Annotated in this window: 23 protein-coding genes; 5 read left to right on the plus strand and 18 right to left on the minus strand. The window is 56.0% G+C overall.

The genetic code is table 11. The annotated features are described in order from the left end of the window. Nucleotides 1–28 precede the first annotated feature (28 nt). A complete protein-coding gene (loiP, locus tag BMI79_RS17275) occupies nucleotides 29–781 on the plus strand; it encodes a metalloprotease LoiP (protein WP_076943342.1) in 753 nt (250 codons plus the stop codon). A 225-nt stretch (nucleotides 782–1,006) separates the two neighbouring features. Here loiP and BMI79_RS17280 read toward each other — a convergent pair whose 3' ends face one another. The 14 genes from BMI79_RS17280 to BMI79_RS17345 all read right to left on the minus strand — a co-directional run bounded on the left by BMI79_RS17280 (nucleotide 1,007) and on the right by BMI79_RS17345 (nucleotide 13,956). Next, nucleotides 1,007–2,644, minus strand: a complete 1,638-nt coding sequence (locus tag BMI79_RS17280; protein WP_076943343.1) for a thiamine pyrophosphate-binding protein — start codon at nucleotides 2,642–2,644, stop codon at nucleotides 1,007–1,009. Nucleotides 2,645–2,685: 41 nt separating this feature from the next. Continuing rightward, complete coding sequence (locus BMI79_RS17285; RefSeq protein ID WP_076943344.1) at nucleotides 2,686–4,155, minus strand: aldehyde dehydrogenase; 1,470 nt, start codon at nucleotides 4,153–4,155, stop codon at nucleotides 2,686–2,688. Between the two features lie 19 nt (nucleotides 4,156–4,174). Continuing rightward, a complete protein-coding gene (locus tag BMI79_RS17290) occupies nucleotides 4,175–4,969 on the minus strand; it encodes an aspartate dehydrogenase (RefSeq protein ID WP_076943345.1) in 795 nt (264 codons plus the stop codon). Between the two features lie 14 nt (nucleotides 4,970–4,983). Continuing rightward, complete coding sequence (locus BMI79_RS17295) at nucleotides 4,984–5,778, minus strand: SDR family oxidoreductase (protein ID WP_076943346.1); 795 nt, start codon at nucleotides 5,776–5,778, stop codon at nucleotides 4,984–4,986. Continuing rightward, nucleotides 5,775–6,593: an alpha/beta fold hydrolase gene (locus BMI79_RS17300; RefSeq protein WP_076943347.1), complete on the minus strand. Its 819-nt coding sequence runs from the start codon at nucleotides 6,591–6,593 to the stop codon at nucleotides 5,775–5,777. The genes BMI79_RS17295 and BMI79_RS17300 overlap by 4 nt, the downstream gene beginning before the upstream one ends. After that, on the minus strand, nucleotides 6,593–7,117 hold the full coding sequence (locus tag BMI79_RS17305) for a cupin domain-containing protein (RefSeq protein ID WP_076943348.1): 525 nt from the start codon (nucleotides 7,115–7,117) through the stop codon (nucleotides 6,593–6,595). The genes BMI79_RS17300 and BMI79_RS17305 overlap by 1 nt, the downstream gene beginning before the upstream one ends. Before the next feature lie 18 nt (nucleotides 7,118–7,135). After that, complete coding sequence (locus tag BMI79_RS17310; RefSeq protein WP_076943349.1) at nucleotides 7,136–8,398, minus strand: MFS transporter; 1,263 nt, start codon at nucleotides 8,396–8,398, stop codon at nucleotides 7,136–7,138. Nucleotides 8,399–8,421: 23 nt separating this feature from the next. Further along, nucleotides 8,422–9,633, minus strand: a complete 1,212-nt coding sequence (locus BMI79_RS17315; protein WP_076943350.1) for an NAD(P)/FAD-dependent oxidoreductase — start codon at nucleotides 9,631–9,633, stop codon at nucleotides 8,422–8,424. Then, a complete protein-coding gene (locus tag BMI79_RS17320; RefSeq protein ID WP_076943351.1) occupies nucleotides 9,630–10,571 on the minus strand; it encodes a VOC family protein in 942 nt (313 codons plus the stop codon). The genes BMI79_RS17315 and BMI79_RS17320 overlap by 4 nt, the downstream gene beginning before the upstream one ends. A gap of 118 nt (nucleotides 10,572–10,689) precedes the next feature. Then, nucleotides 10,690–11,484 (minus strand): IclR family transcriptional regulator, encoded by a 795-nt coding sequence (locus BMI79_RS17325; protein ID WP_076943352.1) that lies wholly within the window; start codon nucleotides 11,482–11,484, stop codon nucleotides 10,690–10,692. A 28-nt stretch (nucleotides 11,485–11,512) separates the two neighbouring features. Further along, the gene (locus tag BMI79_RS17330) at nucleotides 11,513–12,268 is read right to left on the minus strand and encodes an SDR family oxidoreductase (RefSeq protein ID WP_076943353.1); all 756 of its coding nucleotides are present in this window, start codon (nucleotides 12,266–12,268) and stop codon (nucleotides 11,513–11,515) included. Beyond that, nucleotides 12,265–13,308, minus strand: coding sequence for an aromatic ring-hydroxylating oxygenase subunit alpha (locus BMI79_RS17335; protein WP_076943354.1), 1,044 nt, complete (start codon nucleotides 13,306–13,308; stop codon nucleotides 12,265–12,267). Before BMI79_RS17335 ends, BMI79_RS17330 begins: the two co-directional genes overlap by 4 nt. A 19-nt stretch (nucleotides 13,309–13,327) precedes the next feature. Next, on the minus strand, nucleotides 13,328–13,636 hold the full coding sequence (locus tag BMI79_RS17340; protein WP_076943355.1) for a recombinase-like helix-turn-helix domain-containing protein: 309 nt from the start codon (nucleotides 13,634–13,636) through the stop codon (nucleotides 13,328–13,330). Nucleotides 13,637–13,638: 2 nt separating this feature from the next. After that, nucleotides 13,639–13,956, minus strand: a complete 318-nt coding sequence (locus BMI79_RS17345) for a non-heme iron oxygenase ferredoxin subunit (RefSeq protein ID WP_076943356.1) — start codon at nucleotides 13,954–13,956, stop codon at nucleotides 13,639–13,641. Nucleotides 13,957–14,264: 308 nt separating this feature from the next. Between BMI79_RS17345 and BMI79_RS17350 the strand changes: the two genes are divergently transcribed. After that, nucleotides 14,265–15,449: a M20 aminoacylase family protein gene (locus BMI79_RS17350; RefSeq protein ID WP_076943473.1), complete on the plus strand. Its 1,185-nt coding sequence runs from the start codon at nucleotides 14,265–14,267 to the stop codon at nucleotides 15,447–15,449. A 24-nt stretch (nucleotides 15,450–15,473) separates the two neighbouring features. Beyond that, nucleotides 15,474–16,772: an MFS transporter gene (locus BMI79_RS17355; RefSeq protein ID WP_083704471.1), complete on the plus strand. Its 1,299-nt coding sequence runs from the start codon at nucleotides 15,474–15,476 to the stop codon at nucleotides 16,770–16,772. 61 nt (nucleotides 16,773–16,833) lie between these two features. On the opposite strand, the gene rluF is transcribed toward BMI79_RS17355, so the two are convergent. The 4 genes from rluF to msrB all read right to left on the minus strand — a co-directional run bounded on the left by rluF (nucleotide 16,834) and on the right by msrB (nucleotide 20,116). After that, nucleotides 16,834–17,697 (minus strand): 23S rRNA pseudouridine(2604) synthase RluF, encoded by an 864-nt coding sequence (gene rluF / locus BMI79_RS17360; RefSeq protein ID WP_076943358.1) that lies wholly within the window; start codon nucleotides 17,695–17,697, stop codon nucleotides 16,834–16,836. A gap of 55 nt (nucleotides 17,698–17,752) precedes the next feature. Continuing rightward, nucleotides 17,753–18,673 carry an agmatinase gene (gene speB, locus BMI79_RS17365; RefSeq protein ID WP_076943359.1) on the minus strand — a complete coding sequence of 307 codons (921 nt, stop codon included), beginning with the start codon at nucleotides 18,671–18,673 and terminating at the stop codon, nucleotides 17,753–17,755. Between the two features lie 195 nt (nucleotides 18,674–18,868). After that, complete coding sequence (gene msrA / locus BMI79_RS17370; protein ID WP_076943360.1) at nucleotides 18,869–19,591, minus strand: peptide-methionine (S)-S-oxide reductase MsrA; 723 nt, start codon at nucleotides 19,589–19,591, stop codon at nucleotides 18,869–18,871. Between the two features lie 24 nt (nucleotides 19,592–19,615). Further along, the gene (gene msrB, locus BMI79_RS17375; RefSeq protein ID WP_241680004.1) at nucleotides 19,616–20,116 is read right to left on the minus strand and encodes a peptide-methionine (R)-S-oxide reductase MsrB; all 501 of its coding nucleotides are present in this window, start codon (nucleotides 20,114–20,116) and stop codon (nucleotides 19,616–19,618) included. A 760-nt stretch (nucleotides 20,117–20,876) separates the two neighbouring features. Between msrB and BMI79_RS17380 the strand changes: the two genes are divergently transcribed. Both BMI79_RS17380 and BMI79_RS17385 read left to right on the plus strand, forming a co-directional pair. Next, nucleotides 20,877–21,410, plus strand: coding sequence for a fimbrial protein (locus tag BMI79_RS17380; protein WP_158069125.1), 534 nt, complete (start codon nucleotides 20,877–20,879; stop codon nucleotides 21,408–21,410). A gap of 66 nt (nucleotides 21,411–21,476) precedes the next feature. Continuing rightward, nucleotides 21,477–22,169 (plus strand): fimbrial biogenesis chaperone, encoded by a 693-nt coding sequence (locus BMI79_RS17385; protein WP_076943362.1) that lies wholly within the window; start codon nucleotides 21,477–21,479, stop codon nucleotides 22,167–22,169. The last annotated feature ends 89 nt before the right edge of the window (nucleotides 22,170–22,258 follow it).

A 22,258-nucleotide genomic window follows, 5' to 3' on the forward strand; every position in this document is an offset into this window, starting at 1 on the left:
CTTTTTACTATCATGGGAAGATAGCTTTATGAAGATCCGTACTTCTTTGATTGCATTGAGCATGACCACTCTGTTGAGCGGCTGCCAGAACCTCAATACCGACACGCTGATGCAATCTGGAGCACAGGCCTTTCAGGCCGCCACGTTGAGTAACGATGATGTCAAAGCGCTAAGTGATAAATCCTGCGCCGAGATGGACAGCCAGGCGCAAATCGCGCCAGCAAACAGCCCCTACGCACAGCGCCTGAACAAGATCGCTGCCGCACTGGGTGATAATATCGACGGAACTACCGCCAACTACAAGGTTTACCTGACGAAAGACGTAAATGCCTGGGCGATGGCCAACGGTTGTATCCGCGTTTACAGCGGCCTGATGGATATCATGAACGACAACGAGGTCGAAGGCGTTCTTGGTCACGAAATCGGCCACGTCGCACTGGGCCATACCCGTAAAGCCATGCAGGTGGCTTATGGCACCGTGGCGTTGCGCACAGCCGCCTCTTCAGCGGGTGGCATTGTAGGTTCACTGTCTGAATCGCAGTTGGCCGATCTGGGTGAAAAACTGGTGAACGCCCAGTTCTCACAGAAGCAAGAAAGCCAGGCTGACGATTATTCGTTTGATTTGCTGAAGAAACGCGGTATCGATCCGAACGGATTGGTGACCAGCTTCGAGAAGCTGGCGCAGATGGAAGGGAACCGCAAGAGCAGCATGTTTGACGGCCACCCACCTTCAGAAGCCCGCGCGCAGCATATCCGTGAGCGCATTGCCGCCGGGAAATAATCCCCTCACCCTAACCCTCTCCCCCAGGGAGAGGGTACTCACCGTGCTACAGATTAACTTCTGAATCTCACCAATACATCGCATCAATTTCTTCTCCTTGGGATTAACCTCTGCGTCTCACCAAGACACCGCACTAACTCCCTCTCCCTGGGGGAGAGGGGCGGGGTGAGGGGGAAGCCGCTTATCAGGTAACCGACAAAACGGTGTTACTCCCCCATCAAATCATCAATACAGCTTCTGCGGTGGCCCGGCAAACGTCAGCGGCCCGACGCTCTTCATATCTACTTCCACTACCGACGGCCCCGGATAGTTGATCGCCTCTGCCAGCACACCGCTGAATTGCGCAGCATCGCTGACTTTCCAGGCTTTCAGCCCCATCGCTTCGGCCACCTGGCAGAATGCCGGGGTATGCAGATCGTTATAGTACTGACGCCCGGCGAAATACTTGTCCTGAATGCCGCGCATCACGCCATAGCCGCCGTCGTTCATGATCAGCAACGTGATATTGGCCTGCTCCTGCGCCATGGTCGCCAGTTCGCCCAGCCCCAGCGCCAAGCCACCGTCCCCCACCAGCCCGACCACTTTGCGCTGCGGATTGGCAATCGCGGTGCCAATCGCCATCGGCAACCCCATGCCGATCGCCCCGGCCAAGGAGTGGATATTACACAGCGGAGCGATCGCCCGGAACAGGCGGCTGCCCCATACGCTGCCAGAGACGGTGATATCGCGCACCAGCAGGCCATCTGCGGGCAGTGCAGCAGCAATTGCATCGTTCAATTTGGCATACTCACCCGATTGCTGGCGTAACGCCGCTTCGGCCTGCTGCACCGCCTGAGCGATCTCAGCGTCCCATTCGGCATTCACCTTCTCACCCGGTGCCAAGCGCGCCGCCAGGGCGCTGAGCAGTGCGCCACAGTCACCATTGACCTGCTCATCCGCTACGTAGTTGCGGTTGGCCGCCGCCGGATCGATATCAATCTGCACCAGCGGGCGCGGCAACGGCAGCGTCCAGGTGCGGGTTTCGTTGCTGCGCAGGCGGGAACCGGCCACCAGCGTCAAATCGCACTGTTTGAGGATCGCCTCAACGCTCGGCGAATTGTGGAAGGCGCGCAGGCTGCGCGGGTGGCTGTCCGGCAGAATGCCACGCCCGTGGGTGCTGGACATCACCACTACCCCCGCGTCCGCCAACTGTTTCACCGCCTCGCGGCAGGCCAGCGCGCCACCGCCAACCCACAGCAACGGGCGCTTGGCCTGTTTCACCTGCTGGTAAAGGCGTTCAACCGCCGCAGGGTTAGCCGCTGGCAACGCTGGCGGCTGTATCGCTTGACCAACCAGGTTAGCAGGCACCAGGCTGTTTTGAATATCGATCGGGATCTCCACCGCCACCGGGCCACAGGGCACGGTTTGCGCCTCCTTAATTGCCCGCTGGATCACCGCCACCGCCTGTTCGGGGGAGTTCACCCGGTAAGCCTGCTTCGAACAGGCGCGCAGAAAACCCAGTTGATCTTTGGTTTCGTGGATAAACCCGGCGTCGGCATCCAGGTAAGCCTTTTCCACCTGGCCAGTAATGTGCAGCAGTGGCGTATTAGCATTCAGCGCTTCGATCATCGCCCCCACCGCGTTACCCGCTCCGGCACCGGTGCTGGTCAGCGCCACGCCCAGGCCAGAGAAACGCCCGTGGGCATCTGCCATCGTCACTGCGCCAGCCTCGCCGCGCGCAGGCACAAAGCGGATCGCCCCGCGCTGCCCAACGGCATCGGCAATCGGCAGATTATGAATCGAGATAATGCCGTACATCGCGGCCACCTCGTACTGCTCCAGAGTTCGGGCTATCGCCTCACCAACCGTTATTTTTTCGCTCATTATCTGCCTTCTTAATTATCTGATGTCGTAGGGATCACAGCTCAATCGCTCCAGCGGTTAGCCTGATTGTTGAGAGCCAGATACAAGCTCTTCTGCTGCATATAGGCCTGAATGCCATGCAGGCCCTTTTCGCGCCCCAAGCCACTTTGTTTAAACCCGCCAAACGGCGTAGAAATCGAGAATGTCTTATAGGTGTTGATCCACACGGTGCCGGTTTCCAACTGCTCGGCCAGCGCCATGGCGCGGGTAAAGTCGCGCGTCCAGATCCCGGCCGCCAAGCCATAGACCGAGTCGTTGGCCTGCTCGATCAGTTGTTGCTCATCGTCAAACGGCAGTGCCACCAGCACCGGGCCGAAGATCTCTTCCTGGCAGGTACGCGCGCTGTTGCTCAACCCTTCGATAATGGTCGGCAGGTAATAACTGCCCTGCGCCAGTTGCGGATCGGCTGGCGCTTCGCCGCCGATCACCACCCGTCCCCCTTCCAACTGGGCTAGCGCGACGTAGTCCGCCACGCTCTGCCGGTGTTTTTCATTGATCAGCGGGCCCAGGTGCACCCCTGGTGTAAACGGGTTGCCGATACGCAGCCCGGCGGTCAGCTCACATAACCGCGCCAGCAGCGGTTGGTACAATGAACGGTGAACAAACAGCCGCGAACCGGCAATGCAGGCCTGCCCGGCAGAGCTGAAAATGCCATAGCAAATACCGCGCGCCGCCTGTTCCAGATCGGCATCGTCCAGCACGATGGTGGGGGACTTGCCACCCAGTTCCAGCGAGGTCGGGATCAGTTTTTCTGCGGCAATATGCGCCAAGTGGCGGCCAGTACTGGTGCCACCGGTAAAGGAGATCTTTTTCACCAGCGGATGGCGTGCCAGCGCTTCACCAATCACCGAACCTTTGCCCGGCAGCACGCTGAACAAGCCAGCGGGTAGACCGGCCTGTTCAAACAGCTCAGCCAGCTTCAGCGCCATCAGCGGCGTGGCTTCCGCCGGTTTGAGGATCACCGCGTTACCCGCCGCCAATGCGGGGGCCACTTTCTGCATTTCACTGGCGATCGGCGAGTTCCACGGCGTGATCGCCGCAATCACTCCCAGTGGCTGATATTGGCTCAGCGTCATCACGTCGCGGTTGCGCTGGGTCGGCAGTTCCCCTTCCAGCACTTCACAGGCCGCAGCAAAATAGCGGGCGGTAGCGGCGGCGCTCATCACTAAACCACGGGTTTCCGCCAGCGGTTTACCGTTGTCACGAGTTTGCAATTGCGCCAATTCCTCTACCTGAACGGTGATCAAATCGCTGACGCGGTGTAAAATCGCCGCGCGCTGGTGTGGCACCAACCCGCGCCAGGCCGGATCGCGCCAGGCACGTTCAGCAGCCTCTACCGCTTCGTTAACGTCTTCAACGTTGGCCGCGTGCAAGCGGGCATTGATGCTGCCGTCAGCCGGAAAAACTGAACTCATCGCTTCGCCGCGCCCTTCACACCAGCGGCCAGCAAGAAAAATCTTTAACATTTCCATGCGTCGTTGCTCCTGCCATTCAGGCAATAAAACCGCCATCCACCAGACTGCGGCAAGCTTGTACCGCGCTCAGCGCTGCCAGCGTGGAGGTTTTCGGGTTACTCGCCAGCGGATTACCACACAGCTCAATCTGGAACTCGCCAAACTGGCCGCGCACCTGTAAACGATGGGTGTTACGCTGGGTATGAGGATCTACCTGCAAGCGCACTCGCGTGGCATCCATCCCCAGGCCGTGCAAGGCAATCGTAGCCGCCACGTTGGCGTTAGCCGGGAATAGCTGCGCCGCCTCGCGCGCCGACCCCTCAAAGAACACCCGCGCTTCGCTGACAGCATTCAGATCAATCAGTTTTTCCGCCATGCTGCCACGCCAGCTGGCGGGGCTTTTGCTGGACTGATAGGTGACGCTCTCTAACCCGCCCTCGCGCGCCGAAGCCAGCCCGTCCATACCTGCTACCGCGCCAGAAAGCACGATCAGCCGCCCGTCAAAGCGCACGCAGGCCTGTTGCAGCCGCAGTTGCAGCGCCGCATCCGCCAGCGCACCGGTAGAGATCACCGCCAGCCGCCAGCCGCGCTTGACGATCGCTTCGCCGAACTCGGCCACCGCCTGCTGGCTGGCGCACTCCAGCACCAAATCCGGCCGTTCGCGGCACTGCTCAGGGTGAGTCAACGCCTGTACCCGCCCGGCAAAGGCCTGGTGGATCTCGGCGTGATATTTTTCACGGGCGACGATCCAAGCAGCTTCGACACCTTCCGGCAGGCGCGCCAGCACCTCTTTTGCCATCGCGCCGTAGCCAATCATCATGATCTTTTTCATCTTTTCGGCCCTGATTACAGATGGCGGCTGAAGCCGCCGGAAACGTCCAGCGCTGCGCCAGTGGTGAAGGATGCCATCGGCGAAGCCAAGAACAGCAAGGCCCGCGCCGGTTCCTGCGGCTTACCCAAGCGCCCCAATGGGATGCCGCGCCGGGCGGCGATCGCCGCCGTCCATTGCTCCCAGCTTTGTGCTTTATCCTCACGCTCGGCAAAACGCCTCCGCCATTGGCCGGACTCCACCATGCCAAGCAGGATGGAATTAACGCGGATCCCCTTGCCCACCAGCTCTTTCGACAGCGTCAGCGTCATGTTAAGCAAGGCGGCGCGGGCAGCCGAGGTGGCGATCATGTGCTCCTCCGGCTGCAGCGCCAGCAGCGAGTTAACGCAGGTGATGGAGGCGATATCCGAACGTTCCAGCGCCGGTAAAAACGCCCGCACCGGGTTGATCACGCCAAACAGCTTCAGTTCCGCTTCATGCAGCCAGGCTTCGCGCGGGGTTTGGTCGAAATGGGCAACAAACCCTTGCCCGGCGTTGTTGATCAGCATATCCACGCCGCCAAAGTGCTGAGTGACCTGCAGGGCAAACTGCGCAACCTGCTCTGCATCAAGCACATCGCAACACAGCGCCAGGATCTCCGCCTGCGGGAACTCCTCGCGCAGGCTGGCTTCGGCGCTGGTCAGTTTGTCCGGGTTGCGGCCACAGAAGGCTACCTTTGCCCCTTCCGCCAGCAGCAGGCGCAGGGTTTCAAAACCGATGCCTGAAGAACCGCCGGTCACCACCGCTACCCGCTGTTCAATCTGAAAATTCATGGTTGGATTACCCCCGTAAAGTCCTGCACATAGCGGTTGAATTGCGCCGGTGCATCGAGATAGCTGGCATGCCCTGCATCGCCAATCAGGCGAAACTGGGCATCCTGCTGTTGCGCCAGCGCCTGAGCCCCCTGCGCTGGCGTGATGCGATCCTCTCGCCCACACCACACCTGCAGCGGGCCGCGGTAGTGGCGCAGATATTGGCTGATATCGTCATTCGCCAGCATCCAGGCAGCACTGAGAAAACCCGCCGGATTAAGCTGCTGCATACCGCTGCGCACCCAGGCGATATCCTGCGGATCGGCGCTGTCACGCAGCAGCGCGGCGGCACGCTGTTCGCCGTAACCCTGCGGCCCCAGCGTTTCGATCATCTGCTTGCGCTGGCCATACACCTGTTGGCGTTTTTCTGCCGGTGCGCTGGCATACCCCTGCGCCGGATCCGCCAACACTAATCCACTCAATCCCGTTGGATAGGCCGCCGCATAGGCACTGCCGATCAGGGCACCAAGCGAATGCCCGACAATCAGCGGCTGCTCTAACTCCAGCTCAGCAATCAGCGCCGCCAGTGCGTTGGCATAAGCGGCAGCCTTGGGCTCAGCCTGAGGCAACGCCGCGCTGCCGCCATAGCCCGGCGCATCCCAGGCAATCAGGCGATGGCCGTTGGTCAAGGCGCTATCGCTGAACTGCTTCACCCAGGACGCAGAACCGGAACTGATGCCATGCAGCAGCACGACAGCACGGCCCTGCCCGGCTTCGCGCCAACCAAGCCAGAAACCACTACACTCTTCCTGCAGGCGTTCCGGTAATCTGCTCATCAGTAACGTTTCACCTTTGACAGTGGATGATCCGCCGGATAAGTCGGGGTTTCCGGCTTGGAGGTGCCGAGCATTACGCACATCAGCGCCTCTTCTTCACCATGGTTAAACAGGCCACGATAAATCCCTGCCGGTACGGAGATCAGGTCGCGCTCTTTCAGTTTGGTTTCGTAATACTCTTCACCGTCCTGAATCATCAGCGTGATGCTGCCTTTGAGCATAAAAAACACTTCTTCTACGTCGTCATGCAGGTGCAGTGGCCCTTCGCATTTGGACGGCAACACCATGGTAGAGAAGGTAAAATGCTCCGCCGGTACGGTATTGGTGTCGCTGACCACGCCGGTGGCGCCAGTGCCGATATAGCGCATCTGCGCACGGCGGTATTTCGGATCGTAATCAGCCTGGAATTTCAGCGCATTCCAGTCATATTTACGGCCTTCAAAGCGGGCAATGCGTGATTCCACCCACTCCGCCATCGACAGATCCTGCGGCTTGATGCCAGTTTTATTCTCAACCTGGGACATGTTGTTTCTCCTTCGTTGTCAATATTTCTTCAGCAACGGCAGCAGAATGGTGCTGCCGACCAAGGCCACCACCACCAGGAACAGCAGGCCGTTATCCATGTTGCCGGTGGCGGCGATCAGCGCCCCCATCAGCACCGGTGCCAAGGCACCGGCAAAATTACCCAATCCGTTAAAAATACCGCCCGCGGTGGCGCTCACTCGGCTGCTGGTGGCCTTCGCCAACAGGGCGAAAATGTTCGGCGCACCGGCCCCCCACATAAAGGTGCTGAAAGACATCGCGGCGATCACGCTGTAAGTCCCTTGCAGATGTAGCACCACTCCCAGCCCAAGCCCGGCCCCGCACAGCGAGATAAAGCAGGCCAAGGCGCGGCGATCCAGTTTGTCTGAAAGCCAGGCCCCCACCACTTCCCCCAGCAGCATGGCGATAAACGGCAGTGATGACAGATAACCGGCATGCTCCAGATGGATCCCCTTGCCTTTGATCAGGTAGCTGGGCAGCCAGCCGTTCATGCCCCACAGGTAGGTCAGAAAAGCGATATTAAACAGGCAGATCATCCAGAAATGCGGAGTACGGAACAGCTCACGGCGCAGCTGTTTGCGTTCGGCCGCCGCCGGTTGCGCAACGGTGCTCTTTGTCGAGCGGGCGACGTTCAGGTGACGTAAACCAAACATCACCAGCAGCATCACCGGCAGCGTCAGAAAAGCCATAAAGAAGAAGGTGGTTTGCCAGTCAAAACGGCTGAGGATAAACAGCGTCACCGGGAACCCCAGCGCCGCGCCGATCGGCGTTCCCAGCAGCCACATCATGGTGGCGCGCGCCTGCAAACGCTGCGGGAAAGCATGGCGGACAATGGCATAAGCTATTGCGATCAGCGGGCCTTCGGCGATGCCGAGCAAAATACGCAGGGTCATCATAGTGTGATAAGAGCGAGCCAACCCCATCAGCACCATCAGTACGCCCCACACCACCATCATGCCAATCAGCACGTTGACCGGATTCAGCCGATCGCCAATGCCACTCAACAGCATGGAAGAGAAGCCGTACGAAAACAGAAAAGCACTCATCAAGAGCCCCAGCCGGGTGGGATCAAAACCGATGCCCATCGCCTCTTGGAATGCACTGTCGGAAAACAGCGCTGCGATGCTGATCTTGTCGAAAAACGCCAACAAAACGCAGGCAAACAGGGCTATCGGCACCGACCAACGCACGCTGGTGGGCTGATTTTCGGCAACAGCGTTCCCCGCCCGAGTGCTTTGGGCGTCCATATCTTGCGTAGTCATAAAACGCTCCCTTGGGTCGGGCGTTATTTCAACGCCATCAGAGAAAACTCCACATCCGCCAACTGCTGCGGATCCAATACGCGGCCGCTGGCCAGCCAGCGTTTGCCCAGTTTGATGGTGCGCGCATCGTTAAACGCCACCATCTGCACCAGTTGCCGATCGGCATTCAGGGTGAAAAATACCTGCGCCTGCGGCGTGCGGCGCACCACCTGCTGCACGCCACCGGCCGGGACGCCGAGGATCTGGATATTGGCGTCGTATTGATCCGACCACAACCAGGCGAGGTCATCGTAAGGCGCAGCAAAGGCATCCAACATGGCGCAGGCGGTGCTGATGGCCTGATTCTGCGCGTAAGCCCAGGATTGCAGGCACAGGCCAAGTTTGGGGTGGCGCGCGACGTCACCGGCGGCGAAAATCGCCGGATGGCTGGTGCGCCCCTGCCCGTCTACCACAATGCCCGCCTCAACCTGCAGCCCGGCGCCGTGCGCCAGTTCCAGATTCAGCTCAACGCCAATACCCACCACCACCAGATCAAACGGCTGCGCTTCACTGATGTCGCTGCCGATCCAAGGCTGGCCCTGGCGATCCTCAAGGCGGATGTCGCCGCAGCCGCAAAGCACGCTGACGCCGTGCTGCTGATGCAGCTCCAGCAGTGCTTGCGAAACCTCAGTTCCGACGCTACGCATGCACAGCGCAGGCTGGCGCTCAAACACCGTGACGTCGGCCCCCAGTTTGCGCGCCGATGCGGCGATCTCCAGGCCAATCCAACCGCCGCCGACAATCGCCAGCTTCTTGCACTGCTGCAGCCCTTGGCGCAACCGCGCGGCATCGTCCCAGGAACGCAGCGTCATCACCTGCGGGTGAGTAGCCCAACTGGCATCCGGCAAGCGTGGCCGCCCGCCAGTGGCGATCAGCAGTTGATCAAACTTCAGTTGCTCGCCGTTGCTAAGCGTGACGATCTGCTGCTGGCCGTCGATCGCCTCGGCACGCAGTGGGCGGTGCCAGTCGATATTCAGCCCGGCAACCACTTCTGCGCTAAACAGGCGGCTGAGCGGCGCATCACCATCCAGCAATGCCGCTTTCGACAGCGGCGGGCGTTCGTAAAAGTCATAGGGCTCATCGCTCACCACCGTCAGCTTGCCGCCGTAGCCGCGATCGCGCAGCGTCTTGGCTGCCCAACCTCCGGCCTGGCCACCGCCGATGATGACGATGCCCGCATGGATCGGTTGGCTCATGCGGCCCCCGTTTTCTTGTGCTGGCGGCGCGTGTCGTGATCGATCCCCCCTTCCACCGCCCATTCGGTAAACGACACCAGCGAATGCTCCAGCTCGCGCGGCTGCCAGTTTTCCGTCAGGTAGTCGTCATTGGTGTAGTACTCGAACGCCCCGCCGGTGGGGCTGTTGACGTACCAAAAATAGGCTGAGGAGATCGGATGGCGACCGGGGCCGATAAAGGTGCTCCAGTTTTCTTTATTCATCGCGATCCCGCCGCCGATCACTTCGTGAATATCGCGCACGGTAAAGGCCACATGGTTCAGGCCGCGCGGGCGGTTAGGCAGCTTCAGCAGGAACAGGTTGTGATGCCCGCCGCGCACCTGAGTACGCAGGAACACCGCGCGATCGATATAGCGATCCGACACCTGAAAACCGAGATGCTCGCAGTAAAATTTTTCGGTGGCGGCCAGATCCTCAACAAAGAACACCACATGGCCGATATTGACCGGCTCAGCCTTGGCGTACACCGGGCTGGGTTGATCGATGCGGCGCACGTCGCCCCATTGGTTGATCGGGGTCACTGGCAGTTCAACCTCACGCAGGGCGGTGACGCCAAAACGCAGCGTCATGCCGTTTGGATCGCAGCACTCCAGCTCTTCCCCCACCTGGCGGAAACCCGGCATTTTTTCCAAGCGGGGTTGCAACGCCGCCAGCGCTGCCGGGCTGTCGACACCCCAGGTCATGCGGCGCAGGGTGGAACCGGCCTCAAATGCTGCCGGTAAAACCTCGCTATTTTTTGGATGCAACACCACGCTGGCACCGCTCAAGGTGGTGAATTCACGGCGCGGTTCTCCCCAGTGTTGGAGCATCGGTTGCAAGCCAAAGTCCTGCATAAATTTTTCACACGTTGGCAGATCTTCAACGCCAAATTCCAGCTTTTCGATTCCGGTTATGCTCATTATTGTGCCTCACGTTCTCGCTGAATGCGTTTTTCAGGCATGATCGAACCCCGACCCATCATTGCTATGAGTCTTATCCCTGCCTGAGTCAAAAATTCTGTCTGGCTGGCGGAAATGCCTAGCCCACTTTCGCCTGCGGCGTGGCGCCTAAAAACCCGGAGATCTTCTCTGCCGCGTCTCGTACTTCCATACGCAAGCGCTCGCGATCCGCTTTCGGGATCTCTTCGGACGGCACCATGATGCTCACCACCGCCTCCACTCGCTGTTCGTGGTTGAAGATCGGATAGACGATCGAAGAGATACCCAGGCGGAAGAAGGATTCGCCGATCACATAGCCGCGCGCCTTATCCTGCTGCACCATCTGCCATAAGGCCTCACGGTTAGCCGGTGCTCCAGGTGCCGCATCCGGCAATGTTTCATGCGGGAACAACCGCTCAAACTCTTCGCGGCTGGTGCTGGTCAGCAACATGCGGCCAAGAGAAGTGCGGTGCACCGGCAAACGGGTGCCGACGCTGACCTGATTGATCTGCGAACCGGCGGCGCTGACGCGGGCGATGTAGATCACATCATGCCCGTCACGGATCGCCAGATGGCTGCTGCACTGGCTGCGATCGCGCAGTTGTTCGATCACCGGCTGGCCCACCTGCGCCACATCCAGCGAGGCGATATATTCAAAGCCTAGCCGCAGCACCTTGATCCCCAACCCGAAGGTGTTCGTACGCGGGTTACGCTCCAGAAAGCCCAGATGCTCCAAGGTTTGCACCACGCGATAGGCAGTCGCCTTCGGCATGTCAACCAGGCGATGTAATTCTGCAAAGGTCATTTCCTTGTGCTGCTCACTGAATGCCAGCAACAGCTGCAGGCCGCGATCCAGACCCGGGATCAGATATTTACACTCTTGGTCTTCTGCCATGTGGTGCTCCTTGGTATCGATCGAGCAATCAGTTAAACACGAAACCACCGTTGACCGGCAGTAGCTGCCCCGTCACGAAGTTCGCCAGCGGCGACAGCAGGTACAGCACGCTGCCGGTGACGTCGTCGGGATGCTGCGCCCCCGCCAACGCCCGCCCTTGTTCATACAACTGGTGGCGCTCGGCTGGCACATATTCAGTGGCTTCGACGCGCGTCAGGCCCGGCGCAATGGCGTTGACGCAGATGCCCTGCGGCCCCAGTTCGCGCGCCATAGAACGGGTCATCGAGATGATCGCCCCTTTGCTCGCCACATAGGCCATCAGCCGTGGTGCGCCCCACAGTGCGGTATCCGAAGCAATATTGACGATCTTGGCGTGTGGGGTTTGTGCCAGCAGCGGCACCGCCGCCTGGCTCACCAACCAGGTTCCGCGCACGTTGACCTGCATCACTTTGTCCCACAGGTCGATGTCGTATTCCATCATGGTTTTGCCACCGACCCCGGTCGCCAACGCCGCGTTGTTCACCAGGCCGTCGATCGCCCCGCCGCGAGCAACGTTGCGGAACGCCTCGGTGATCGACTGCGGCGACGCCAGATCGATCACCTGTGTTTCCACCTGCGCCCCCTGCTCACGCAGGCTGGCTGCGCTATCCTGCAGCTCTTGCGCCAGAATATCGCACATCACCACGCTGGCCCCCGCCTGGGCGATCGCCGCCGCAAAGCTGCGCCCCAGGCCGCGTGCCGCGCCGGTCACCACAATGCGTTTCCCCACCAGCAAGCCATTCACTGTGCTGCCTCCAACTCACTGAGCATTGCCAGCTGTTTCTGCGCTTCTTTCTGCATCATGCGGCGCAGGCGTGAAAGGCCAACGTCATGCTGATAGAGGTATTCCTGCCCGCGCGCGTTCGGTGCCATGTTTTCCAGCACGATGCGATCCTGCTCCAGCACGTCCCAGTGCAGCTGTTCCAAACGGTTGCGATACATAAAGCGCCACATGTCGCGCTGCCAGTCTTTCACCTGGCGAATACGCCAGAAGAACACACGGCAATGATCTTTATCTTCCGGCACCACCATGCCGATGATCCAGAAGTGGCCACCTGGCCCGAAGCGTTTTTTATACGGGATCGACAGGCGCATCCAGTAGGCACCGCTGCTGCCAAACTCAACCCAGTCGAAGTTCACGCCGATCTGGCCGTTCTTTTTGAAGATGAAACCACTGTCGGTAGCTTCCAGCGCCATATCGGCCTTGCGATCCCCCTCCGCCATCGAGTGCGATGAAGAGTGCAGATAGGTGCCATGCATCGGATCCATCACGTTTTCCAACGCATATTGATAGTTACAGTTCCAACTGGCGGTACACAGGAAGTTGCTGTAGCTGGCTTCGTCCGCCAGTTCTTTCGGGAAGGTCAGTTCAGCAGGTTCTTCATCGGCAGTAATGCCGAAATAGAGGAATACGGCACCGTAGGCTTCTTTAGCCGGGTACGAGCGCAGGCATTTTTGCCCTACCAGCGGGCAGCGGTCCACCGCCGGAACGTCCTTTACCTCGCCATCACCGCCCACTTCCACACCGTGATACCAGCAGGCAATGCGATCACCCAGGTTCCAGCCCATGGAAAGGCGCGCACCGCGATGCGGGCAGCGGTCTTCCAGCGCATGGATCGCCCCGTCTTTATCGCGCCACAGCACGATCTGTTGTTCAAGGCGGGTGATGCCTACCGGGTTGTTGCCCACTTCCCAACTGGCCAACACCGGGTACCACATGCCGCGCAATCCCTGGTCAAGATAGTTCTGCAATGTTTGTGCAGAGGAGGCTGTAGTTGCTGTCATGCTCTTCTCCCTGTGCGGCTCAGAAACCGTTAACGTGAAGGAATTCGCGGAATGTGGCTTCATTCCAAGCCTGGCCGCTGCGATCAAACAGGCGGCGCTGGTTCAAGGCACTGATGACCTGATCCAGTTCTTCTGCGCCCTGCTCAAAGATTTCTTCCAATGCTGCTACCAGCGCAGTTTCAAACCCGTCCGGCACCCGCGCACGGGTTTGCCAGATAACGTTCCGGTATTGACCTGGTTGATGGATCTGGCCATTGCCGCCCTCGCGCGCCGGGATCACCTGTTGAGTGTCCGGCAACCAAGGATTGATGTCGGTAATGTGCTGCATGCTTATTCCTCCGCAATAAAGGTGATTTGGATTTGGTTATCCACCACCCGGGTGGGATAGATTTGCAGATCGCGGCCACCCGGTTCGCGCAGGCACTGACCAGTGCGCACATCGAACACGGCTTCGTGCAACGGGCACTCCACCTTGCCGTCATCAACAAATCCCTGGCTGAGCAAGGCATAGGCGTGTGGGCAGACGTCTTCCAGCGCGTAATATTGACCATCTACCAAATAAACGCCGACCTCTTTCCCTTCCACATTGGCGGAGAAAGGAAAATCCTCTTTCACCTGAGACACTTCACACACGTTCTTCCAGCTCATTGCTTCTTGTCTCCTATCTGATTGTTTCATATATGAAACTCAGTTTCTTATTTAATACGCTCAATATAGGTCTGGTGAATTTCTCGTCAAGTCAGCAGGAGGACAAATGTTAATAATTGGTTGTTTAAAAGTTGCAAATGCGGAGCGGATCACGAAAGCATGTACTGGCATGAAAAATGAGCAGTGAGAAATGTATATTCAATTCAGAGCAAATTTATAAGCTCCATGGACTTTATAGGCAGCCGAGGGCATTGCTGCGCAAGAGACTTGGAAGCTCCGCGTTGATCCCGCATCAAGAGGCTATCAGTATGACGTTTAATGCAATAAATCTGGATATCTTCAAAGAGTATGCCGCAGAAAGCCAGGCTCTTCGCCAGCACATTCATCAGCACCCCGAATTGGGTTATAAGGAGCAGCAAACCGCCGATCTGGTGGCAGAAAAACTGGCGGCCTGGGGGTATCAGGTCACGCGCGGGCTGGGTGTCACCGGCGTCGTCGGCACGCTGAAAAAGGGCGACAGCCAGCGTGCGATCGGGATCCGCGCCGACATGGACGCACTGCCGATTGTCGAAAATACCGGGTTACCTTATAGCAGCGTGCACCACGGCATTATGCACGCCTGCGGACATGATGGTCACACCGCCATGTTACTCGGTGCCGCACATTATCTGGCCGATCATCCCTCCTTCAATGGCACTTTAAACCTCATTTTCCAGCCCGCCGAGGAAGGTCTGGCAGGTGCGCAAAAGATGATGGACGATGGGCTATTTGAACAATTCCCCTGCGATGCCATTTTTGCCATGCATAACATGCCAGGGTTCCCTGAAGGGCAGTTTGTCTTCGGCGAAGGGGCATTTATGGCCTCCAGCGATAATGTCACCATCAGGATCCATGGCAAAGGGGGCCATGGCGCAATGCCAAAGGGAACCGTTGATGCCGTGGTAGTGGGTTCCAGCATCGTTATGGCATTACAAACCATCGTTTCACGTAATTTGGGCGCACAAGAACCGGGGGTCATTACGGTCGGTTCATTTCAAAGCGGCATTGCCAATAATGTGATCGCCGATTCGGCGGTATTAAAACTCAGCGTGCGTGCCTTGGATCCCGCAATAAGGGATGTGCTGGAAGAGCGGATAACAACGCTGGTCAAGGCTCAGGCAGCGGCTTTTGGCGCCACCGTCAGCATTGATTACGTTCGTTCCTATCCGGTATTAGTCAATAACCCTGAAATGACGCAGTTTGCCAAACAGGTGGCACTGAATATGCTGGGCGAACAGCATAGCGATCAGGTTATTGACATCCCCGAGCCATTAATGGGCAGTGAAGATTTTGCCTTTATGCTGCAACAGCGGCCAGGCAGTTATTTATTATTGGGCAACGGTGCAGGCGAAAATAGCTGCATGGTGCACAACCCTGGATACGATTTTAACGATGGGATTATTACGCGGGGTATCGCTTATTGGAGCGCTTTGACACAGGCATTTCTCAAATAAAGCCGTCTTGATTAAAGGACATAAATGAAAGGACACACGATGGACAGTGCCAAGAAAAAGATTTCCCCGGCAAAAGCAATTCTGGCCACCACATTAGGCAACGGACTGGAGTTTTTTGATCTGGTGCTGTATGCCTTTTTTGCCACTTACATCGCCAAAGCCTATTTCCCGGCGACAGATCCGTTAGTCAGTATGATGACCTCGTTTATGATCTTTGGTATGGGCTACCTTGCCAGGCCGATCGGGGCGCTGGCAATAGGCCACTATGCGGATAAAAAAGGGCGTAAACCCGCCATGGCGCTCACCTTCTTACTGATGGGCCTCAGTACCATGGTGATTGGTATCACGCCCTCTTATCAGAGTATTGGCGTTGCCGCCCCGATCATCATTACGCTGGCCAGGTTGGTGCAGGGCTTTTCTGCTGGCGGTGAATTAGGCGCATCAACCACGTTACTGGTGGAGTATGCCAAACCCCATAATCGGGGATTCTATGGCGGCTGGCAGGTGTCCAGCCAGGGTGCAGGGAACCTGTTTGCCGCCATGACGCTGGTGATCCTGGTTAACGTGATGCCCGCTGAAAGCGTACAGGATTGGGGCTGGCGTATTCCCTTTCTGCTTGGGGTTGTTATTGCCCCTATCGGTTTATATATCCGTTCCAAATTGGAGGAAACCGCGACCCACACCTTGCAGGCTACGCCAGCGAAAGCCGCTAAAATCCCGTTAATTGAAGTGATCACCACCTATTATAAAGAGACCTTGTCCGGCATTTTATTAACCATAGGGGGAACCATCCCTCATATGATTATTATGTTTTATCTGCCCAACTATGCGATCAGTATTTTAAAGCTGGATACCGGTTATAGCATGCTGATCGGTGCCATCGGCGGATTAATCACTCTGATAGGCGGCCCGCTGGCGGGAATGTGGTCCGATAAGATCGGCAGACGCCCGCTGATTGCCGGTTCCAGGATCGCCATTACCCTGTTAATTTACCCGGCCTTTTATCTGTTGAGCAGCTACCCCAGCGTGCATCTGATGTTTGCCATCATGATCGTGTTGAGTACGATCAATATTATTGGTGCCTCCCCTTCGATCACCATTTTGCCGGAAATATATCCGCGCCATGTCAGAACTACCGGGCTCTCTTTGGTTTACAGTGTCGCGGTGGGTGTTTTCGGCGGTTTTTCGCTCTCGATTGCCACTTATCTGATCAAAGTCACCGGTAATGCGGCAGCGCCAGCGTTCTATGTGATTGCCGGTTGCAGCCTATCGCTGCTGGCTTTTATCTTTATCAAAGAAACCAGTAAAGAGCGGTTAAATTAATACGGCGCGGAATCGCAACGGGCAGCCCCTTCGCTCATTGCAATCCGCACCATAATTCAGATCAGCGCCCTTTCTTTTTACGCCCTGGCTGGGTAAAGCGTTTGCGAGCCGCCGAATTGCTGCTGGGCTTATCGCTGTTTTTCGCCCCATTACCCTGCGGTTTTTTCACCGCAGGCTTGGCTTTCTTCGCCGGTTTAGCCTCTGAAGAAGAGTCTTCGATCAATTTAAACAAATCGATTAACTCATCGTCGGTTAAATCACGCCATTCCCCCAATGGGAGCCCTGCCAGGCTCACGTTCATGATGCGCGTGCGTTCCAGCTTGGTCACCTCATAGCCAAAATGCTCACACATGCGGCGGATCTGGCGGTTAAGCCCCTGCACCAGTACGATACGAAACACAAACGGCGCTTCTTTCTTCACCTTGCACTTTTTGGTCATCGTACCCAGCATTGGTACACCGGCCCCCAAACCACGAATAAAGTCGTCGGTCACCGGTTTGTTCACCGTGACCAGATACTCTTTCTCATGGTCATTACCCGCCCGCAGGATCTTGTTCACCAGATCGCCGTGGTTGGTGAGGAAAATCAGCCCTTGAGAATCTTTATCCAGCCGCCCGATGGGGAAAATGCGCGTGCTGTGGTTGACGAAATCGACAATATTGTTTTTTTCGCCATCTTCCGTGGTGCTGACAATGCCGACCGGTTTGTTGAGCGCAATAAAGATCAGGTCGTCTTCGTTACGCGGTTCGATGACCTGACCGTTAACCTTGACGACGTCGCCAGCAAACACCCGATCGCCCAGCCCAACGCGTTTACCATTGATAAAAACCTGGCCTTGTTCGATATAACGGTCAGCCTCACGGCGCGAGCAGATGCCGCTCTCGCTGATATATTTATTAAGGCGTGTAGAGGGTTTAGTCAGCACAATTTCTCCATTTTATCTTCACGGCAAACCACTGCCGATGCCATAGCACCGGATGTTATCCCTGCTTTTTAGCCGCTTGCAGATACAGCATTTCCAGGCCCAAGGTCGCAGCAGCCAGCGCGGTGATCTCTGACTGATCGTAGGCAGGTGCGACTTCTACCACGTCCATACCGACGATATTCAGCGACTGCATGCCGCGCACCAGCTTCAATGCGCGATCGGAGGTCAGGCCGCCGATCACCGGGGTGCCGGTGCCTGGCGCAAAGGCCGGATCCAGACAGTCGATATCGAAGGTCAGGTATACCGGCATATCGCCGACGATCTGCTTGATCTGAGTGAGCAGGTCGTCCACGCCGCGATCGTTGACCTGCGCCGCATCCAGCACGGTGAAACCGTTGTCACGGTCAAACTCGGTACGGATCCCGATCTGCACCGAATGATGCGGATCGATCAGGCCTTCATTCGGTGCGTGGAAGAACATGGTGCCATGGTCAAACTTGCTGCCGTTAGCATAGGTGTCGGTATGCGCATCAAAATGCACCAGCGCCATCTTGCCGAAATGCTTGGCATGCGCGCGCAGCAGCGGCAACGTGACGAAGTGGTCACCGCCGAACGAGAGCATACGCTTACCGGCTTGCAGCAGTTTTTCTGCGTGCGCCTGCAATTTGTCGCTCATGTCCTGTGCATCGCCAAAATTGAACACAATATCACCACAATCGACGACGTTCAGGCGATCGCGCAGCTCAAAACCCCACGGCCAACGTGCGCCTTCCCAGGCCAGATTGGTGGATACCTGGCGGATTGCCGCCGGGCCATGACGCCCACCGGCACGGCCTGAGGTGGCCATATCGAATGGAATACCGGTGATGACCCACTCTGCGTCGCTGCTGTAAGGCATAAAGTTCAGCGGCAAGCGTAGGAAACCAAAGGCGTTGGACACTAAAGAGTTATCGTACTGATGGCCTAAGGTGTTCATAGTAAATCCTCATATTTCAACGGTTCGCCCGTCATCAATCGTTCAGGCGGTAACAAAAAAAAATCCCTCCCGCGTCGTTAGCCCGACGAGAAAGGGATTGATTCGATGTCTGTTTCAGCGGGCGGATTATCGCCGCATTTCGCTTGCGCTTCAAGATACTCGTCGTCACCAAGTATAGAGGAAACGCCCCTGGATTCAGTTAACCAGCACCGGATCCGCACGATATTGTTGTGGGAAGAGTTGTTGCAGCTGTTTTACCTTCGGTAAATCGTTGATCACAATATAGGGATAATCAGGATTATCGTTTAAAAAATTCTGATGGTAAGCCTCGGCCGGATAAAAGTGCCCATTGCTTTCAATACGGGTCACCAAAGGTTTGGCAAAGCGTTTGCTGGCATCCAACTGCGCAATATAGGCCTCTGCCACCTGCTGCTGCGACTCTGTCAGTGGGAAAATAGCGGAGCGATACTGTGTGCCGCTGTCCGGCCCCTGGCGATTGAGCTCAGTCGGATTATGAGCCACTGAGAAATAGATCTGCAGCAGTTGACCATAAGATACCTGTGTAGGATCAAAGGTGACCTGCACCGATTCCGCGTGCCCGGTATTGCCGCCGCTGACGGCATCGTAATTGGCAGTTTGCGCCGTGCCGCCAGCATAGCCCGACACGGCGTTGGTCACGCCTTTAACGTGCTGGAAAACGCCCTGTACGCCCCAGAAGCAGCCACCGGCAAAGATCGCGGTTTCACTGTGTGACATGGATGGTGCTTCATCCTTGAGCGGTGCGGGAATCACCACTGCCGTTTCAACATTACCAAACGCGCCCGCCAGGCTCTGAAAACCCAGCATCATCGCCAGCAGCAACGCTCCCCATCCCCCGTAAGAACGCAGCAATACAACGAATCTGCTTCTACTTTTCATCTGATTTCTCGCTTATGTGAGTGGCTATGCCGATTGCGGCGTAAAGTTCATCGCCAAACCGTTCATGCAGTAACGTAACCCGGTTGGTGGCGGCCCATCGTCAAACACATGCCCCAGGTGGCCACCGCAGCGCCGACAATGGACTTCGTCGCGAATCATGCCAAATGAGGCGTCTTTACGCGTCGCCACGGCCTGTGCCAGCGGTTGATAAAAACTTGGCCAGCCGGTGCGGCTGTCAAATTTGGTCTGGGAGGAAAAAAGCGGCAGATTACAGCCTGCGCAAGAGAATACCCCGTTGCGGTGTTCGTCGTTGAGTGGGCTGCTGTAAGGCGGTTCAGTGCCCTCCTCACGCAACACCTCATACTGCGCCGGGCTCAGCCGCTGATGCCACTGCTCATCGCTATAGCTGATTTCAAACTGCTCCTTACTGGCAGCCCGTGAGAAAAACGTGGGTAGCACCCCCACCGCGAAAGCGGCAGATAGCGCGCCACCACCCAAAATAAAATGCCGTCTATTGATCATCATCGTTACCTCAGTGAATAACCGATGATGACAACTTACGCGGAAAACCTAGGCTAAATCCTCACGGAGAGTTAACTAATTTGTGATAACTTGCGCGCAATCGTGGGCGGCATACCTGAGTAACTTCGGGATGTAGCTTTTATAGCTTTCCTGCGTCAAGTTGCTTAGTTGTTGGCTATATCCTAGGGGGAGCCAGTGATTTCTGCCTGCAAGCGAATAGAATTATTGGGCGTATAGGGTCCTTCTTCATTTTACAAAAACAGCAAAATGCCCACAGTAAAGACAAGGATTAATATCATTCCGACACCTGTAGGATTATGGAGACATTAAAGTAATCAACATCGACACCAACACAGGCATTATTCTTAGCAATTACTCCCACACTTGTAGGAATACGATGACATTATAATAAACAACATACCTAAATCAGGGTGAATATTTTTATTAATACCTTTTATTAAACTGAGTATCTAACTCATGCCGTGAAAATTAACCAATTGATTTATATATTAAATTTCAAAAAAATACGACCAAAATCAAACGTTTTAATTTTACGTTTAACTCTTGTTTACCCTTATATTGATAAATTTATCTGGCGTTATCCAAACCAACGCTTATACCCAAGTTATTTCGATTTGCAGCGGTATTAACCGTAATTAAAATAGCCAAAACAGATATTCATCCGTGGCTATTAATATTATCAACCAGATGCAATTTGAATTATTTAGCATATATAACCCATCGTTTTAAAATAGGATTTATCGTGAAAAAGACTTTAATTGCAGCATCTCTATTCGCCCTGGCTGGTTCCGCTTTTGCTGCCGATGGCACCATTCAATTCACCGGTGCATTTACCGACGCACCTTGTGAAATCAACATCAATGGCTCTACCACAAATACAACTAATTCTGTCAGCGTTGCATTGGATACTTGGAACGCAGCAAACTTCAAAGATAACGTTGGCGCAACCACTGACCTGAAGCCTATCACCATCAGCCTGTCAGGTTGCCCAAACATGACCAAAGCGAACATTCAGTTCAATGGCGCAACAGACGCGGTTAATCCAACCCTGTTCGCTACGCAAACCGGTGCCGACACCGCGACCAATGTCGGTATCGCACTTTACAGCTCGGCCAACAGCGCTGACGTTATCACGCCAAACACCCGTAGCCTGTCTATTCCATTGACAGCCCAAACAGGCCAGTACACGATTTACGCCAGCTACATGACCACCGGCGCCACAGTCGGTCAGGGTGCGGCTAACGCAGATGTCACCATGGACATCTCCTACGAATAATCGCGTCATTATAATAATCAGCCCCACCCCGTGGGGCTTATCATCACTATCAAGAGCGTTGATGACATGTTAAGTAAATACTGTAAACCTTTATTGTCTTTATTGTTGGTCCTTTTTACCTTTGAGAGTTACGCCGGTGTCATTATTGGTGGGACGCGTGTCATTTATCAAGGAGACAAAAAAGAGAGTTCAATCTCTTTACGCAATCCGGATGATAAACCTTATCTGATACAGTCATGGGTCGAGCCCGAGGGTAAAAATGCGCAACAAACATCGACGTCTCCGTTTATCGTCACACCACCGCTGTTTCGTTTGAATGCGGACTCATCGAACGCGTTGCGGATCGTAAAATCAGGAGATATGCCTGAAGATAAAGAGTCTGTCTATTGGCTAAATATAAAGGCAATACCAACATCAGATCCCAATGCGAAGAATGAATTGCATATTTCAGTCAACAGCCGCATCAAAATTTTCTATCGCCCTAGTAGCTTAAATGATAAAGACGCTGCTGTTGCCTATAAAGCAGTCACTTTCACGCGCGCAGGCGATAAACTCGTGGCCAAAAACCCTACGCCTTATTTTATTTCCATCGGTGAATTAAAGGCTAACGGTGTTGAGATAGCAACCCCCGGCATGATTGCCCCCCTGAGTGAGGCATCTTGGGATCTGCCTGCAAAATCATCATCAACATTAAAAGTCACTTGGTCAGCCATTAATGACTATGGCGGTAGAACATCAGCAGAAACCCAAGCCCTTTAAGAAAACATTATCGCTAATGCTTTTCTTAATGACTTAAGCTCGCTTTGCATTCGCATTGAAATCTGTTTAACCCAAGAATAAATACGCAT

The organism is Serratia oryzae (assembly GCF_001976145.1).
Lineage (GTDB): Bacteria > Pseudomonadota > Gammaproteobacteria > Enterobacterales > Enterobacteriaceae > Chania > Chania oryzae.

Coding starts and splice junctions, on each gene's coding strand:
- loiP (WP_076943342.1), top strand. CDS start 29: ATGAAGATCCGTACTTCTTTGATTGCATTGAGCATGACCACTCTGTTG.
- BMI79_RS17280 (WP_076943343.1), bottom strand. CDS start 2,644: ATGAGCGAAAAAATAACGGTTGGTGAGGCGATAGCCCGAACTCTGGAG.
- BMI79_RS17285 (WP_076943344.1), bottom strand. CDS start 4,155: ATGGAAATGTTAAAGATTTTTCTTGCTGGCCGCTGGTGTGAAGGGCGC.
- BMI79_RS17290 (WP_076943345.1), bottom strand. CDS start 4,969: ATGAAAAAGATCATGATGATTGGCTACGGCGCGATGGCAAAAGAGGTG.
- BMI79_RS17295 (WP_076943346.1), bottom strand. CDS start 5,778: ATGAATTTTCAGATTGAACAGCGGGTAGCGGTGGTGACCGGCGGTTCT.
- BMI79_RS17300 (WP_076943347.1), bottom strand. CDS start 6,593: ATGAGCAGATTACCGGAACGCCTGCAGGAAGAGTGTAGTGGTTTCTGG.
- BMI79_RS17305 (WP_076943348.1), bottom strand. CDS start 7,117: ATGTCCCAGGTTGAGAATAAAACTGGCATCAAGCCGCAGGATCTGTCG.
- BMI79_RS17310 (WP_076943349.1), bottom strand. CDS start 8,398: ATGACTACGCAAGATATGGACGCCCAAAGCACTCGGGCGGGGAACGCT.
- BMI79_RS17315 (WP_076943350.1), bottom strand. CDS start 9,633: ATGAGCCAACCGATCCATGCGGGCATCGTCATCATCGGCGGTGGCCAG.
- BMI79_RS17320 (WP_076943351.1), bottom strand. CDS start 10,571: ATGAGCATAACCGGAATCGAAAAGCTGGAATTTGGCGTTGAAGATCTG.
- BMI79_RS17325 (WP_076943352.1), bottom strand. CDS start 11,484: ATGGCAGAAGACCAAGAGTGTAAATATCTGATCCCGGGTCTGGATCGC.
- BMI79_RS17335 (WP_076943354.1), bottom strand. CDS start 13,308: ATGACAGCAACTACAGCCTCCTCTGCACAAACATTGCAGAACTATCTT.
- BMI79_RS17340 (WP_076943355.1), bottom strand. CDS start 13,636: ATGCAGCACATTACCGACATCAATCCTTGGTTGCCGGACACTCAACAG.
- BMI79_RS17345 (WP_076943356.1), bottom strand. CDS start 13,956: ATGAGCTGGAAGAACGTGTGTGAAGTGTCTCAGGTGAAAGAGGATTTT.
- BMI79_RS17350 (WP_076943473.1), top strand. CDS start 14,265: ATGACGTTTAATGCAATAAATCTGGATATCTTCAAAGAGTATGCCGCA.
- BMI79_RS17355 (WP_083704471.1), top strand. CDS start 15,474: ATGAAAGGACACACGATGGACAGTGCCAAGAAAAAGATTTCCCCGGCA.
- speB (WP_076943359.1), bottom strand. CDS start 18,673: ATGAACACCTTAGGCCATCAGTACGATAACTCTTTAGTGTCCAACGCC.
- msrA (WP_076943360.1), bottom strand. CDS start 19,591: ATGAAAAGTAGAAGCAGATTCGTTGTATTGCTGCGTTCTTACGGGGGA.
- msrB (WP_241680004.1), bottom strand. CDS start 20,116: ATGATGATCAATAGACGGCATTTTATTTTGGGTGGTGGCGCGCTATCT.
- BMI79_RS17385 (WP_076943362.1), top strand. CDS start 21,477: ATGTTAAGTAAATACTGTAAACCTTTATTGTCTTTATTGTTGGTCCTT.